General features: G+C 68.2%; 17 protein-coding genes and 1 tRNA gene. 10 read left to right on the plus strand and 8 right to left on the minus strand.

All coding sequences use genetic code 11. The features are described 5' to 3' along the window. The first annotated feature begins 16 nt into the window (after positions 1 to 16). The 6 genes from RV045_RS00845 (at position 17) to pip (ending at position 4531) form a co-directional block, all read left to right on the plus strand. A complete protein-coding gene (locus RV045_RS00845) occupies positions 17 to 223 on the plus strand; it encodes a CbtB domain-containing protein (protein WP_423233864.1) in 207 nt (68 codons plus the stop codon). A gap of 14 nt (positions 224 to 237) precedes the next feature. Next, the gene (locus RV045_RS00850; RefSeq protein ID WP_423233865.1) at positions 238 to 1047 is read left to right on the plus strand and encodes a CbtA family protein; all 810 of its coding nucleotides are present in this window, start codon (positions 238 to 240) and stop codon (positions 1045 to 1047) included. Continuing rightward, entirely contained in the window at positions 1047 to 2063 is a 1017-nt protein-coding gene (gene cobJ / locus RV045_RS00855; protein WP_423233866.1) for a precorrin-3B C(17)-methyltransferase, read from the plus strand. The genes RV045_RS00850 and cobJ overlap by 1 nt, the downstream gene beginning before the upstream one ends. Then, positions 2060 to 2422, plus strand: coding sequence for a (2Fe-2S) ferredoxin domain-containing protein (locus tag RV045_RS00860; RefSeq protein ID WP_423233867.1), 363 nt, complete (start codon positions 2060 to 2062; stop codon positions 2420 to 2422). Before cobJ ends, RV045_RS00860 begins: the two co-directional genes overlap by 4 nt. Positions 2423 to 2511: 89 nt before the next feature. Further along, the gene (locus RV045_RS00865; protein ID WP_423233868.1) at positions 2512 to 3438 is read left to right on the plus strand and encodes a DMT family transporter; all 927 of its coding nucleotides are present in this window, start codon (positions 2512 to 2514) and stop codon (positions 3436 to 3438) included. A 118-nt stretch (positions 3439 to 3556) separates the two neighbouring features. Beyond that, positions 3557 to 4531: a prolyl aminopeptidase gene (gene pip, locus RV045_RS00870; RefSeq protein WP_423233952.1), complete on the plus strand. Its 975-nt coding sequence runs from the start codon at positions 3557 to 3559 to the stop codon at positions 4529 to 4531. Positions 4532 to 4568: 37 nt separating this feature from the next. Here the strand turns inward: pip and RV045_RS00875 are convergent, their stop codons facing one another. From RV045_RS00875 to RV045_RS00885, 3 genes are all read right to left on the minus strand, one after another. Then, positions 4569 to 5330 (minus strand): sulfite exporter TauE/SafE family protein, encoded by a 762-nt coding sequence (locus RV045_RS00875; RefSeq protein WP_423233869.1) that lies wholly within the window; start codon positions 5328 to 5330, stop codon positions 4569 to 4571. A 34-nt stretch (positions 5331 to 5364) separates the two neighbouring features. After that, positions 5365 to 7296: a bifunctional metallophosphatase/5'-nucleotidase gene (locus RV045_RS00880; RefSeq protein WP_423233870.1), complete on the minus strand. Its 1932-nt coding sequence runs from the start codon at positions 7294 to 7296 to the stop codon at positions 5365 to 5367. A gap of 80 nt (positions 7297 to 7376) precedes the next feature. Then, positions 7377 to 7931 (minus strand): 2TM domain-containing protein, encoded by a 555-nt coding sequence (locus RV045_RS00885; RefSeq protein ID WP_423233871.1) that lies wholly within the window; start codon positions 7929 to 7931, stop codon positions 7377 to 7379. A gap of 148 nt (positions 7932 to 8079) precedes the next feature. Between RV045_RS00885 and RV045_RS00890 the strand changes: the two genes are divergently transcribed. Further along, positions 8080 to 8167, plus strand: a tRNA-Ser gene (locus tag RV045_RS00890). A 9-nt stretch (positions 8168 to 8176) separates the two neighbouring features. Beyond that, on the plus strand, positions 8177 to 8323 hold the full coding sequence (locus RV045_RS00895; protein ID WP_423233872.1) for a hypothetical protein: 147 nt from the start codon (positions 8177 to 8179) through the stop codon (positions 8321 to 8323). Here the strand turns inward: RV045_RS00895 and RV045_RS00900 are convergent. Together RV045_RS00900 and RV045_RS00905 are read right to left on the minus strand one after the other, a co-directional pair. Beyond that, positions 8307 to 9146, minus strand: coding sequence for a helix-turn-helix transcriptional regulator (locus tag RV045_RS00900; protein ID WP_423233873.1), 840 nt, complete (start codon positions 9144 to 9146; stop codon positions 8307 to 8309). The genes RV045_RS00895 and RV045_RS00900 overlap by 17 nt on opposite strands. Then, entirely contained in the window at positions 9136 to 9687 is a 552-nt protein-coding gene (locus RV045_RS00905; RefSeq protein ID WP_423233874.1) for a kinase inhibitor, read from the minus strand. The genes RV045_RS00900 and RV045_RS00905 overlap by 11 nt, the downstream gene beginning before the upstream one ends. Before the next feature lie 178 nt (positions 9688 to 9865). Between RV045_RS00905 and RV045_RS00910 the strand changes: the two genes are divergently transcribed. Together RV045_RS00910 and RV045_RS00915 are read left to right on the plus strand one after the other, a co-directional pair. Then, positions 9866 to 10465 (plus strand): chromate transporter, encoded by a 600-nt coding sequence (locus tag RV045_RS00910; RefSeq protein ID WP_423233875.1) that lies wholly within the window; start codon positions 9866 to 9868, stop codon positions 10463 to 10465. Further along, complete coding sequence (locus RV045_RS00915; protein ID WP_423233876.1) at positions 10462 to 11046, plus strand: chromate transporter; 585 nt, start codon at positions 10462 to 10464, stop codon at positions 11044 to 11046. Before RV045_RS00910 ends, RV045_RS00915 begins: the two co-directional genes overlap by 4 nt. A 6-nt stretch (positions 11047 to 11052) precedes the next feature. On the opposite strand, the gene RV045_RS00920 is transcribed toward RV045_RS00915, so the two are convergent. Genes RV045_RS00920 through clpS form a run of 3 tightly spaced genes read right to left on the minus strand, consistent with a single transcriptional unit; the run spans position 11053 to position 14644 of the window. Continuing rightward, on the minus strand, positions 11053 to 11877 hold the full coding sequence (locus RV045_RS00920) for an SDR family NAD(P)-dependent oxidoreductase (protein WP_423233877.1): 825 nt from the start codon (positions 11875 to 11877) through the stop codon (positions 11053 to 11055). An 8-nt stretch (positions 11878 to 11885) separates the two neighbouring features. Continuing rightward, positions 11886 to 14234, minus strand: a complete 2349-nt coding sequence (clpA, locus tag RV045_RS00925; protein WP_423233878.1) for an ATP-dependent Clp protease ATP-binding subunit ClpA — start codon at positions 14232 to 14234, stop codon at positions 11886 to 11888. Next, on the minus strand, positions 14231 to 14644 hold the full coding sequence (gene clpS, locus RV045_RS00930) for an ATP-dependent Clp protease adapter ClpS (RefSeq protein ID WP_423233879.1): 414 nt from the start codon (positions 14642 to 14644) through the stop codon (positions 14231 to 14233). Before clpS ends, clpA begins: the two co-directional genes overlap by 4 nt. Positions 14645 to 14673 lie beyond the last annotated feature (29 nt).

A 14673-nucleotide genomic window follows, 5' to 3' on the forward strand; every position in this document is an offset into this window, starting at 1 on the left:
ACCCAAGGAGATTGCCATGATGACGTCCACCCCCGCCCAAAACCCTTCCCGCAGCACCGCCGCCGATGCGGTCACCGCGACCCGCAAGGCCCTGGCCCTGCAGCTGGGCGGCGCCCTGATGCTGGCGCTGGTGCTGTTTTACGGCGTCGGTTTTGCGCACAGCCCGCTGGCGCACAACGCCGCGCACGACGTGCGCCACGTCACCGTCAAACCCTGCCACTGAGCCCGGAGAACCCCATGCTGCTGCGACGACTGATCTGGCTGGCCCTGGTGCTGGCTCTGGCGGTGGGCTCTGTCCAGACCCTGCTGCAACACCACTTTGCCCTGCCGCTGATCCAGACGGCCGAAACGTTCGAGGACCAGGCCCCCGTACCGCCGGCGCTGGCCCACGCGCATGAGCCCGCCCAGGCACACGATCACGTTCATGACGCCAGCGCCTGGACCCCGCAGGACGGCGCCGAGCGCACCTTCTGGACCTGGGTGGCCAATGTGCTGGAAAACCTGGCGCTGGCGCTGATGCTGCTGGTGGCTTTTGCGGCGCGCGAGCTGTGGCGCGGCCTTGCGGCAGCTCCGTCGGCGGCGCCCTGGCGGGTGGCGGGTGTGGCGCTGGCGGGTTTCGTCGGTCTGCACCTGTGGCCGTCACTGGGCCTGCCGGCCGAGCTGCCGGGCGCGCAGGCGGCCGATCTGCTGCAGCGGCAGATGGCCTGGGGCCTGGCCAGCGTCTGTGCGCTGCTGGCCTGCGCGGTGCTGGGCTGGGCCCGTTTCGCGGGGGTCTGGCGCTTCGCCCTGGCACTGGCGCTGCTGGCCCTGCCGTTTGCGGTGGGTTTTCCGCACGCGGGCGATCCCTATGCGGCTTTCGGTCCGCAGGCGCACCAGATTCTGACGAATCTGACCGGGCGCTTTGTTGGGGTCAGCCATCTGCTGGCCGTGGTGCAGTGGCTGGCGCTGGGCGCCGGAGCGGCCTGGCTGGCGCCGCGTTTTCTGCAGCCCCTGCTGCGTCCGGCGGGGTTGCGCCCGGCGGCGCTGGCCACTGGGGAGGCCCGCTGATGGGGCCGCAACTGCTGCGCACCGAGTCGCCGGACCAGACGGCGCCCAAAGGCCGCATCCTGCTGGTCGGCATCGGGCCGGGAAGTGTGGATCACATGACGCACCGCGCCCGCGCGGCCATCGCCGAAGCCGATGTTGTGGTGGGTTATGTGACCTACATCAAGCTGGTCGCTGATCTGCTGGAAGGCAAGGAAGTCGTGCGCAAAGGCATGACCGAAGAGCTGGACCGCGCCGTCAGCGCGCTGGCGGCTGCGCGCCAGGGCAAGACGGTGGCGCTGATCTCGTCGGGCGACGCGGGCGTTTACGGCATGGCCGGGCCGACTTACGAGGTGCTGTTCGAGGCCGGCTGGACGCCCGACGACGCCGTGCAGGTCGAGATCATCCCCGGCGCCTCGGCGCTCAACGCCTGCGCCGCGCTGGTGGGCGCGCCGCTGACCCACGATTTCTGCGCGATTTCGCTGTCCGATCTGCTGACGCCCTGGCCGGTCATCGCCCGGCGCCTGAATGCGGCGGCGGCGGCCGATTTCGTGGTCGCGCTCTACAACCCCAAGAGCGGACGGCGCACGCGCCAGATCGTCGAGGCGCAGCGGCTCTTCTTAGCGCACCGCCGCGCCGACACGCCGGTCGCCATCGTCAAAAGCGCGTACCGGCGGCGCCAGAACATCGATTTCCGCACGCTGGAGACGCTGTGCGAAGCCGACATCGGCATGCTCAGCACCGTGCTCATCGGCAACAGCAACACCGTGCTGCGCCACGGGCTGATGGTCACGCCGCGTGGCTACGCCAACAAATACGATCTGCAGGACGGCGGCGGTGCCCGGGCGGGCGAGAAGGCCGGGCGCTCGCTGTCCACCGGGCTGGACGGCTGGCTGGCGGGCGTGCTGGCGGACCACGCCAGCGGCGTTTCTGCCGCCGATCTGGCCCAGCGCCACCGCCTGCCGCTGGACTACATCCTGGCCACGCTGGCCGAACCTTCCGCCCCCGATGCTGAAGAAGTGACTCAGGACACTGAATGAATCCGCCCGAAATCATCCGCCCCAAAATCGGCGCCTACCGCCGCCACCTGCTGATCTGCACCGGATCACGCTGCACGCAGGACGGGCAGTCGCAGGCCCTGTTCGACAGCCTGGGCGAGAAGTTCAAAGCCGCCGGGCTGGACGCGGGCGATCTGCGCGTCAAGCGCAGCCGCGTCAGCTGCTTTGCCGCCTGCAAGGGCGGGCCCATCGTGTGCGTCCAGCCCGACGGCACCTGGTACTACAACGTCACGCCGCAGAACATGGACCGCATCATCGAACAGCACCTGGTGGGCGGCGAGCCGGTGGACGATCTGGTGTTCCACCAGGGGCCAGCCTGTCACACGGACGCGGCGGGCTGATCCCCGCGCGGGGGTATCGCAGGAAGCGGGTCGAAGCCCAGGGCGGCCTGCCGCACAATGCGCTTTTCTGCCCCTGAAAGCGCTTTTCAATGACCGCCGCTGCTCCGAAATCTTCCGCGCTCTACGCCCAGCTCGTGCTGCTGGCGGCGATCTGGGGCGGGTCTTTCCTGTTCATGCGCATGGGCGGGGGCGAGTTTGGCCCGGTGGCGCTGGCGGGCCTGCGCGTCATTGGCGCGGGTCTGCTGCTGTGGCCGCTGCTGATGCTGCGCGGTCAGACGCGCCACGTGTGGCCGCACGCCGGACACATCCTGGTGGTGGGGCTGCTGAATTCGGCGCTGCCCTTCCTGTGCTACGCCTACGCCACGCGCCACATCACGGCGGGGGCGTCGGCGATTTTCAACGCCAGCACGCCGCTGTGGAGCGCCGTCATCGCCTGGCTGTGGCTGGGCGACCGCCTGGGCCGCACGCGGGTGCTGGGCCTGGCGCTGGGCTTTGGCGGCGTCGTGGCGCTGGCGGGCAGCCGGGCCAGTGGCGCATCCGGCAGTGCGCTGTCCGAACTGCTGCTGGCCGTGCTGGCCTGCCTGGCCGCCACGATGATGTATGGCGTGGCCGCCAACTACGCCAAACGCCACCTGGCGGGCGTGCCCAGCATGGCGGTGGCGGCGGGCAGCAACGCCTTCGCCGGGCTGCTGATGGTCGGCCCGACGATCTGGTTCTGGCCTGCGCAGCCGCCCAGCGCCGGGGCCTGGGTGGCGATGGCGCTGCTGGCGCTGGTCTGCACCGGCGTGGCCTATGTGCTGTACTACCATCTCATCCAGAACCTGGGCCCGTCCAACGCCAGCAGCGTGACCTTTCTGGTGCCGCTGTTTGCCGCGCTGTGGGGCTGGGTCGTGTTGTCCGAGCCGGTGACCCTGGACATGATCGCGGCGGGCAGCGTCATTTTTGCCGGAACCGCGCTGGTGATGGGGCTGGCCGAGCGCCTGCTGGCCCGCCGCCGGGCCGCGCCCTTGCTCTGACTTGCGCTGAAACGTACCCAGACGCACCCTGCTGCACTGATTTTTTCGAGGAGATTGCCCCGTGACCATTCATCACCACCGTCTCACGCCCCAGAACCCGGCTGCGCCCGCGCGAGGGCTGTACCCGCCCATCGAACCCTTCGCCAGCGGCCTGCTGGACACGGGCGACGGCCACCAGATTTACTGGGAGCTGTGCGGCAACCCGCGCGGCAAACCGGCGGTTTTCCTGCACGGCGGGCCGGGCGCGGGCTGCTCGCCGCAACACCGGCGCCTGTTTGATCCGCAGAAGTACTGCGTGCTGCTGTTTGACCAGCGCGGCTGCGGCCGCTCGCGCCCGCACGCGGGGCTGGAGAACAACAGCACCTGGCACCTGGTCGCCGACATGGAGCGCCTGCGCACGATGCTGGGCGTGCCGAAATGGCTGGTGTTTGGCGGTTCCTGGGGCAGCACGCTGGCGCTGGCGTATGCGCAAAGCCACCCGGACTGCGTGGCGGCGCTGGTGCTGCGGGGGATTTTCACGCTGCGCAAAAGCGAGATCCGCTGGTTCTACCAGGAGGGCGCGTCACACGTTTTTCCGGACTACTGGGCCGACTACCTGGCGCCGATTCCACCCGCCGAGCGCGATGACCTGGTCGCCGCCTACCACCGCCGCCTCACCAGCCCGGACGTCGACACCCGCTACCAGGCCGCCGTGGCCTGGAGCCGCTGGGAAGGCCGCACCATCAGCCTGCTGCCCGGCCCGGACGCCGACAGCTTCGCCCAGCCCGATTTCGCCCACGCTTTCGCGCGCATCGAAAACCATTATTTTGTTCACCACGGCTTCATGGACGACGGCCAGCTGCTCGACCAGGCCCCGCGCCTGCGCGGCATCCCCGGCGTCATCGTGCAGGGCCGCTACGACATGTGCACTCCCGTGCAGTCCGCCTGGGATCTGTACCACGCCTGGGGCGGCGCTGACCTGCACCTGGTCGCCGACGCCGGCCACCGCTACGACGAACCCGGCATCCTGCCCCTGCTGCTGCAGGCCACGGATGAGTATGCGGCGCTGGATTTTGAGGCGGCGGATGCTGGGCGGCTGGCGGGCGGGGGGTGAATGCGGGTCGGGCTGGAGATGGCGCACTCCATGACCCTCACAGGGCCCCAATCCCGTCCTGCACCAGCTTGATTCCCGTCAGAAACATCCCCACATAGATGATGCGATAGAACAGTTCGGGCCGGATCACGCGGGCCAGGCGAACGCCCATCCATACGCCCAGTGGCGCCAGGGGCAGCAGGACCAGCGAGGTGCTCAGGCCGCGCCAGTCCAGCAGGCCCAGCCAGGCGTAGGGCAGCCATTTGCTCAGGTTGATGGCAAAAAACAGGTAGGCCATGCTGCCGGTGAAGACCAGGGGCGGCAGCTTTCTGGGGATGACGTAGGCGTTGACCGGCGGGCCGCCGGCGTGCGCGACAAAGCTGGTGAAACCCGAGGTGAAACCCAGCAGCGCGCCCCAGACGCGTCCGGGCGGAGGCTGGTCCTTGCGCGGCGGAAACAGCAGGCGCTGCGCCAGAAAAACCAGCGTCAGCACACCGACCAAGCCTGCCACGATGTCCGGGTTGACGGCGCGAAACAGCAGCGTCCCGGCCAGCGTGCCCAGCAGGGCAAAGGGCAGCAGGAAGAGCACCAGCCCTTTGTCCACCTGGCCGCGAAAGGCCGCAAGGCCCAGCAGATCCATCACCAGCAGAACCGGCATCAGGATGGCGGCGGCCTGCGGTACGCTCACGGCCAGCGCCATCATGGGCACGGCCAGCGAGCCAAATCCGGCGCCAAAGCCGCTTTTGCTGATGCCCAGCAGCAGCACGGCCGGGACGGCGACGGCGTAGAACCAGGGATCGGTCAGCGGGACAGCCAGCATCAGGGCGGCCCTTTGTACGGACTTGCTTCCGTCGTCACTTGAAGGACTGCGTGCTCATCCAGTCCTTGGGCACACGCTTCAGTTCCGGCAGGCCGCTGGCGCCCTTGGGCTGGGCGTCGATGTAGCTTTGCAGCACGTCGGCGTCCAGAACGCCCACGTCCAGACGGCGCTCGGGCGGAATTTTCTCCAGCGTGGTGTAGCCGTCGCCGCCGTTGGCATTGAAGCTCAGCACGAAGAGTCGGTAAGACTGGGCCGCTTCCAGCGGCTGCCAGGCTTGGGCGCTGTCCGACCACACCTCGAAGGCACTGGCGCGCTGGCCGCGTGCGGCCTTGCTGTCCACGGCAAAGCGCAGACCGGCCGTGTAGGGGTAGGGGCCTGTGCTGCCTTTGGGGCCAAATGTGGCCTCCAGGCCGTCCTCGATCATGCTTTTGACTTCGGCGCCCGTCAGCGTCAGGCGGAAGAGCTGGTTACCAAAGGGCAGCACTTCCAGCACGTTCGCGGCGGTGAAATCGCCCTTGAGCGGAATGCGTGCGCCGCCGCCGCTCTGCAGTGCGATGTCGGCGCCGCCGTAGTCGCGTTTGGCGATGTCCAGATAGGCCTGGACGACCAGCTGCTGGATGTCGCCGCCGTGCTGGCTAACGCGGCCTTCGGCGTTGCATTCGACGCTGGAGCGGCTGTAATCGGTGCTGCCCTCACCGCCGGGAACGCGGCGCGAGCACAGTTCCTGCGGCGCGGTACCCACCACAGTCTTGCTGAACGATGCCACTTTGGCCTTGTAGGGCGCCAGCAGCGCGACGGCTTGGGGGTCTTCGGCGGTGGGGCGCAGCACGCCGCTGGCGGCCATGTCCGCGCGGATGGCGCGGCGCTGGGCGTCGGTCAGCGCGGGCTTGTCTTTGCCCAGGCTGAAGTTGTCGCCGACCAGCACCTGCGGCACTCCGGAGCACGACAGCACCTGGCCGTCGCGGTCAAAACGCACCTTGAGCTGGCCAACCTCCTGGGCGTATTCCCAGGCCTGCGCCACGCAGACGGTGTTGCCGTGATCGTTCTTGACCACGGTGGGGTAGGGCCCCTGGGGCGAGCCCACGCCGTAGGTTTTCAGGCTGTCCGGGCCCAGCAAGGTGTGGGAATCGCCGCCGATGATGACATCGACGCCGTCCAGGCCCTTGGCCAGTTTCAGATCCATGTCGTAGCCGATGTGCGAGGCCACGACGATGCGCTTGACGCCTTGGGCACGCAGTGCGTTGATTTCGGCCTGCGCGCTGGCCATTTCGTCGTCAAACAGGGTGTCCTTGTCGGGGCTGGACGAGGCCTTGGTCTTGCCCGCGATGGTCAGACCGATGATGCCGATGCGCTGGCCGCTGCGCTCCAGCACCACCGATTTCTTCACCCGGTCCTGGCCCTTGACGAGGCCCAGCGCCGAGCCGGCGCCAAAGCGCGTGTTGGCGCTGAGCACCGGCGTTTTGCATGAGCCCCTGGCCAGTTCGTCCAGGAAGCCGCTCAGGGCGGTGTCACCCTTGTCGAATTCGTGGTTGCCCAAGGTGAAGCTGTCAAAGCAGACGCTGTCCATCAGCGCGGCATCGGCCTCGCCCAGCCGGCCGGCGCGGTTGTAATAGAGCGATCCCGACAGCGCATCGCCCGCATGGATTTTGATGACGTTGGGCTGGCCCTCGGCCAGCTCGCGCATGGCGGTGACGATGCGCGGAAATCCGCCCACATCCACCTGAACCGGCACGCGCTGCGGGCCATCGATGGCGAGCTGCAGCGTGCGTTTGGTGGGTTCGAGGTGCGAATGGTGGTCGTTGATGTGCAGCAGCGTGACTTCCATGCTGCCGTCGGCGGCGACACCGCCGGAACCCGTCTGCATCGTGCCGCAGGCGGCCAGCAGGGCGGCCGTGGTCAGGGCCAGGCCCACGGTGAGGGTGCGGCGGCGGGACAGACCGCGTGAGACAGGCAGCGCAGGCGACATGGAGATTCCTTGCAGATCAGAAGTCAGACGGGTGGGGCAGCACAGCGATCCGCCATTCTAGGGGCGCGCGCCCCAGCCCTTTAGCGCGGCGGGCTCGCGTCCAGGGATCGTCCCAGGCGGCGCTCGACCTGGCGCTTCTCCCACTGTGGGCCCAGAAAATGCCCGCGCCCCAGCACGCGCACCGCGTGAAACGTTAACCCGATTCCCCAGCCCAGAATCACCCACAGCACCCACCACGGTGCGCCGGGCCCCTGCAGCGCGTTGATGATGGCCAGAATCACGATGACGACGCCAAAGCGTGCGGCGTGGCCGTAGAGCCTGCGCAGGGCGCGCACGTGGCGCAGGGCTTCACGCTCTTCGCGGTCGGACAGTGTGGCGGCGCTGTTCATGTCTGGGATCCTTTCGGGACTGGCGCTGGGGGCGGCGTTATCGTGGATAGTGGCGTCAGGGGCGGGACTGTCGGCGAGCAGCCGGGCGAAATCGACTTCGAACACGGCGGCCAACGATTTGAGCGTTTCCGGGCTGGCGGCTTGGCCGTTCTCGATGCGCTGGACGGTGCGGGTGCTCAGGCCTGCGAATTCAGCCAGCTGCTGCTGCGACCAGCCGCGCTGCAACCGTAGTTTTTGGACAAGCATGTGTGGGCTCCGAAACAGGATGCCGCATTGTGTGCCCGGCGCGGTCCCGGCGCCACGACAGCAGCATGACAGCGCAGCGACAGGGCCGCGACACATGCGCCGCAACGCCTCGCCTGCGGCATAATCCAGCCCAGCCGACCGGCACCCTGGAAGCGTGGCAGAGTGGTCGATTGCACCGGTCTTGAAAACCGGCAGCCCGCAAGGGCTCGTGAGTTCGAATCTCACCGCTTCCGCCAGAGTGCTCTATGTCCACTCCTCCTCCCTTCATGTTGCGCTCCGCCACCCCTGCCGATGCCGCCGAGATCGCCCGGCTGTCGCACGAGCTGGGTTATCCCGTCACGCCTGAGCAGGTCAGCGCCGCAAATCGCAGCACGTCTACGCGCGGACGCTGACAGGCGGCTGAGCTTTTTCCCCGACCCGGCGCAGTGCGCTGGGTGGCTGGCCGAAGCGCTGGCGAAAGCGCGCCGCGAAGCGCGACGCCGAGGCATAACCGCAGTCGGTGGCGATGTCGGCGATGGGACGGCTGGATGTCTGCAGCTGCGACAGCGCCTGGCCCAGCTGGATGCTGTCCAGAATCTCGCGGAAACCGGTCTGCTCCTGCGCCAGCCGACGGCGCAGCGTGGCGACGCTCAGGTGGCAGTCGGCGGCGACGTGCTCCATGGTGCGCTCGTGCGCAGGACGCATCAGCAGGCAGTGCTCGACGCGCTCGCTCAAAGGATCGCGGCGGTCCAGCAGCAGCGGCGCCAGGCTGTGGCGCAGCGACAGCGCCAGCAGCACGCCTTCGGCGGCGTGCCATTGCAGCGCGGGCGGGGCGTCGCCTTGCAGGCCGTCCAGCAGATGCCGCCAGGCGCGGGCGGTGTCGGGGTCCAGCGGCAGGGCGCGCACCGGGTGGGCGGATCCAGCCGCGCCCAGGCCCGGATGATGCTGGCGAAAGCGCTGGATCAGCTCGGGCGGCAGGCTGATGAAATCGGCCAGATAGCCGCCCCCTTGCGGTCGGTTGATCACATCCATGCGTGTGCCGGGTGCGATCAGCATCAGCTCGTCCGGCCCCGCCTGCAGCGTCAGGGCACCGCACTGCACCTGCTTCATGCCCTGGCGGACGTGGCACAGGCTGGCCTGACGCACCAGCACCTGGCGCAGCGGGCAGGCCATCCCGGCGCGGACCTGTTCCGCGCCCAGGCGCCGCACCTTGTGGGGCAGGGCTTCAGCGGCCATAAACGGGCGTGAGCTGCGCCTTGCCCAGCGCGTTGGCGCCCAGCATGAAGCCGACCATGGCCCCGCTGGCCTGCCCGTCCAGCGGCAGGTGGGCGGTTTTCAGGGCCCAGACGGTGAACTGGTAGCGGTGCGGCTTGTCGCCTGCGGGCGGGCAGGCGCCGCCGAAACCCGCAGTGCCGAAATCGCTGCGGCCCTGAACAGCGCCTGCGGGCAGCGTCCCGCCTTTCGAGCCCGCGCCCGTGGGCAGGCTGCTGACGCTGGCCGGGATGTTGACCACCGTCCAGTGCCACCAGCCGCTGCCGGTGGGCGCGTCGGGGTCGTATGCGGTGATGGCGAAGCTCTGCGTCCCGGCCGGGGCGTTGCTCCAGGACAGCTGCGGCGACACATTGGCGCCCGAGCAGCCAAAGCCGTTATAGACCTGCTGGCTGGACAGCGGCTGGCCGTCCTTCATGTCGGTGCTGGTCACGGTAAAGTCGGCGGCGTGGGCGACATGGAAGGTGCTGGCGGCGGCCAGGCCCAGGGCGACGAGGGATGATTTCATGACAGACTCACAAAAAGTGGGGAAGGCCTGCAGTGTCGCGCAGGCCGTGCGCTGCTGCTGTGCCGATTCGCTCAATTCTGGTGCAGAAAGTACCTGATCGTCTGATTTTTGAGCGCATCCGCGCATTCGACACTTCCTGCACTGGATTCAATCGCCCCGATTCCGACTGGAGAGCCCCATGACGCCACCCGCCCGCGCACCCGAAACTGCCGATGCCCTCAGGCCGCCGACCACGCTGTCCGGGCTGTTCTGGGCCTTCACGCGCCTCGCGCTGCAGGGTTTCGGCGGGGTGATGGCCGTGGCGCAGCAGGAGCTGGTCGAGCGCCAGCGCTGGATGGACAGATCCACTTTTCTGGAGGACTGGGCTGTGGCCCAGGTGCTGCCGGGGCCGAATGTGGCCAACCTGGCGGTGATGCTGGGCGACCGCTACCTGGGCTGGCGCGGCGCGCTGGTGTCGGTGCTGGGCCTGTTTGCGCTGCCGCTGCTCATCGTGCTGGCGCTGGCGCTGCTCTTCGCCGGGCTGCAATCCTGGCCAGCCGTTCAGGGTGCGCTGCGCGGCATGGGCCTGGTCGTGGCCGGATTGATCGCGGTCAGCGCCCTGCGCCTGCTGCCCGCACTGCGCCAGCATGTGGGCGGACCGCTGTTCTGCTTTGTCTCGCTGGTGGCCACGCTGGTCGCGCTGCTGATCCTGAAGTGGTCGCTGCCTGCCGTGCTGGCCGTCGTGGGGACGCTGTCCTGCCTGTGGACTTACAGGGCGCTGCGGCGCGCACAGCCATGATGACCCTGAGCGCCACTGACGGGCTGGCCCTGCTGGCGCAGACGCTGACGCTCTCGCTGCTGGCCGTGGGCGGCGGCGTCAGCGTGCTGCCCGATCTGCACCGCAGCCTGGTGCTGCAGCAGGCCTGGCTGAGCCCGGAGCAGTTCTCGGCCTCGGTGGCTCTGGCGCAGGTCGCGCCCGGTCCCAACGTGCTGTTTGTTGCGCTGATGGGCGGTCAGATCGGGGTGAACGCAGGCTGGGGCTGGCTTGCGCCCCTGGCGGGCCTGGCGCTGATGGTGGCGCTGGTGCTGCCCAGTTCGCTGCTGACACTGGGCGCCACGCGCTGGGCCCGGCGCCACCAGCATCACCGGGGCGTGCGCGCCTTCCGCCTGGGCCTGGGGCCACTGGTGGTCGGCCTGCTGCTGGCGTCGGCCTGGCTGCTGGCCGCGCCCATGCTGCTGGAGCCGAATCTGCCTGCAGGCCGCACTGCTGCGACCTGGGCGCTGGTGGCCGTCAGCATTGCTGTGCTTTGGAAAACGCGCATCCATCTGCTGTGGATGCTGGCCGCAGGCGCGCTGGCCGGGGCGCTGGGCTGGGTCTGATCCGGATCAGACCCCGTCCTCGCGGATGTCGGCGATGACCTTTTCGCCGAATCCCGGGCTGTCCAGAAAGCGCAGGATGCGCCCGGCGCAGGCCTCCGGGCTATCGAGCTGGGACTGTTTCTGGAGCTGCACAAAGCGCTCGCGGTCGGGGAAATGCGCCGGATCGCTGCCCCGCAGCTCGCCCTGCATGGCGGTATCGACGACGCCCGGCGCCAGCGCCACGATGCGTGCGCCCTGACCGGGGTGAGGCAGTGCGGCCTGTTCCAGCGCCACGCAGCGGCTGAACAGATCCAGCCCAGCCTTGACGGCGCAGTAGGGCGACTGCGCGGCCATGGGTCGACGGCCCAGGCCCGAGGAGATATTCAGCACGCGCATATCCACCGCCTGTCCTGCCGAACCGGTGGCTTCGCGCCAGCGTGCCGCCTGCGCCAGCACCACCGCCGTGAGGCGCATGGGCGCGTGCAGGCCCACCGTCAGCGTCTGCGCCAGATCTTCCGGCGGACAGTGTTCCAGGGGGACAACAGACGCCAGGCGCGCGGCGTTGTTGATCAGCACAAGCTGCTGCGGCGCAGCCTGCGCCACGTCCAGCCAGAGCGCCAGGCGCTGCGCGGCGCTGTCCAGCTGCGCGGGGTCGGAGAGATCGCTCGCCCACTGCGTCAGCGTGTGCGGCGCGCCGGCCGCAAGGCTGAGGTTGGGGTGGCGCGAGAGCGTCAGCAGCCGCGTGGGCGGGGCCTGCGGCGCCAGCAGCTGCTGCGCCATCGCCAGGCCCAGACCGCGCGACGCGCCGGTCAGGATCACCCAGCGCGTCGCGGTCTCTGGCACGGTCTTCATCCCGGCCATCACACCGGCGCCGATTCAGGCTTGGCTTTGTCGGTCTTGCTGCGCGGCGTGGAATCGATCTCCAGCAGCACTTCGCTGGACTCGTCCACATCCACCGTCAGGCGACCGCCATCGGTCAGGCGACCGAACAGCAGCTCGTCGGCCAGGGCGCGGCGGATGGTGTCCTGGATCAGGCGCTGCATGGGGCGCGCGCCCATCAGCGGATCGAAGCCCTTCTTGGCCAGGTGCTTGCGCAGCGCGTCGGTGAAGGAGACCTCGACCTTCTTCTCGGCGAGCTGCGTTTCCAGCTGCAGCAGGAACTTGTCGACCACGCGCAGGATGACGTCCTCGTCCAGCGGGCGGAAGTTGACGATGGCGTCCAAGCGGTTGCGGAACTCGGGCGTGAACAGACGCTTGATGTCGGCCATCTCGTCGCCCTTTTCGCGGGCGGTGGTGAAGCCGATGGTGGCGCGGTTGAGCGTTTCGGCGCCCGCATTGGTCGTCATGATGATGACCACGTTGCGGAAATCGGCCTTGCGCCCGTTGTTGTCGGTCAGCGTGCCGTGATCCATCACCTGCAGCAGGATGTTGAAGACGTCCGGGTGCGCTTTCTCGATCTCGTCGAGCAGCAGCACGCTGTGCGGCTTCTTGGTGATGGCCTCGGTCAGCAGGCCGCCCTGGTCGTAGCCGACGTAGCCCGGGGGCGCGCCGATCAGGCGGCTGACCGCGTGGCGCTCCATGTACTCGGACATGTCGAAGCGGATCAGCTCCACGCCCAGGATGTAGCTGAGCTGGCGCGCCACCTCGGTCTTGCCCACGCCGGTCGGGCCGCTGAACAGGAAGGAACCAATCGGCTTGTCTTCCTTGCCCAGCCCCGAACGCGCCATTTTGATGGCGGCGGCCAGCGCGTCGATGGCTGGATCTTGGCCGAAGACGACGTTCTTCAGATCGCGGTCCAGGTTTTTCAGCTTGCTGCGGTCGTCGCTGGAGACGTTGGCCGGCGGAATGCGCGCGATTTTGGCGACGATGTCCTCGACTTCGGCCCGCGAGATGGTTTTCTTGCGCTTGGACACCGGCAGCACGCGCTGCGCGGCACCGGCCTCGTCGATCACGTCGATGGCCTTGTCGGGCAGGTGGCGGTCGTTGATGAACTTGGCCGACAGCTCGGCCGCCGCCTGCAGCGCCGCCACGGCGTACTTGACGTTGTGGTGCTCTTCAAAACGGGTTTTCAGGCCTTTGAGAATCTCGACGGTTTCGGCCACCGAGGGCTCGCCGATGTCGATTTTCTGGAAGCGGCGCGACAGCGCGCTGTCCTTGTCGAAAATGCCCCGGTACTCGGTGAAGGTGGTCGCGCCCATGCACTTGAGCGTGCCGTTGGACAGTGCGGGCTTGAGCAGGTTGGACGCGTCCAGCGTGCCGCCCGACGCCGATCCGGCGCCGATCAGGGTGTGAATCTCGTCGATGAAGAGAATGGCGTTGGGCGTGTTCTTCAGCTCTTTGATGACGGCTTTGAGGCGCTGCTCGAAATCGCCCCGGTACTTGGTGCCCGCCAGCAGCGCGCCCATGTCCAGCGAATAGACCACCGATTCGGCCAGCACATCAGGCACGCTGTTCTGGGTGATGCGCCAGGCCAGGCCTTCGGCGATGGCGGTCTTGCCCACCCCAGCCTCGCCGACCAGCAGCGGGTTGTTCTTGCGGCGGCGGCACAGCACCTGGATGGCGCGCTCGACCTCGGCCTCGCGGCCGATCAGGGGATCAATGTGGCCCCCTGCGGCCTGCACGTTCAGGTTGAGCGTGTACTGATCCAGCGCCGACTGCTTGCCGTCGCCACCGGCCTCGTCCTTCTCCGGTTCGCCAGGCGTGCCGCCATTCTGCGGGCTGCCGTCTTTTTCAGCACCGCCCTTGCCGCCGGGCGCCGGGTCATTGCCCTCGCTCTTGCGGATGCCGTGCGCGATGTAGTTCACCACGTCCAGCCGGGTCACGCCCATCTGGTGCAGGTAGTAGACGGAGTGCGAATCTTTCTCGCCAAAAATGGCGACCAGCACATTCGAGCCCAGCACTTCCTTCTTGCCCTGGCTGGTGGACTGCACATGCATGATGGCGCGCTGGATGACGCGCTGAAAGCCCAGCGTGGGCTGGGTATCGACATCCTGCGTGCCGCCCACGGTGGGCGTGTTGTCGCGGATGAAGGTGCTCAGGCTGGTGCGCAGCTGCTCGATGTTGGCGGCGCAGGCGCGCAGCACCTCGGACGCGGACGGATTGTCCAGCAGCGCCAGCAGCAGGTGCTCGACGGTGATGAATTCGTGACGTTGCTGCCGGGCTTCGACAAAAGCCAAGTGCAGGCTGACTTCTAGTTCCTGGGCAATCATAGGGCCTCCATGGTGCATTGCAGGGGATGACCGTTGCGCTGTGCAGCAGCCATCACCCATTCGACTTTGGTGCTGGCCACGTCTTTGGTGTACACCCCGCAGACGGCCTGCCCCTGTTGGTGGATGGTCAGCATCACGCGCGTGGCGGCTTCCAGATCCAGGTTGAAAAATTCCTGCAGTACGAGCACAACGAACTCCATGGGCGTGAAGTCGTCGTTGATCATGATGACGCGCCACATTTGCGGCGGACGCAGATCCAGCTCGGTCTTTTCCAGCACGGCAATGCCGGGGTCGGCTGCAGGGCGTGCGGGCGCGGGCAGCGCCGGGGTTTGAGGGCCGGCGGGGCCGTCAGGCTGGTCGGGGCCCGCTGCGGGCGTGTCCAGCCGGAGAAGGTCAGTGCGGGCGTTCATGGTCCGTTCAGTTTTGCACAGAAAATGGT

The sequence above is a fragment of the Amphibiibacter pelophylacis genome, from assembly GCF_037688875.1.
Taxonomy (GTDB): Bacteria; Pseudomonadota; Gammaproteobacteria; order Burkholderiales; family Burkholderiaceae_C; genus Amphibiibacter; species Amphibiibacter pelophylacis.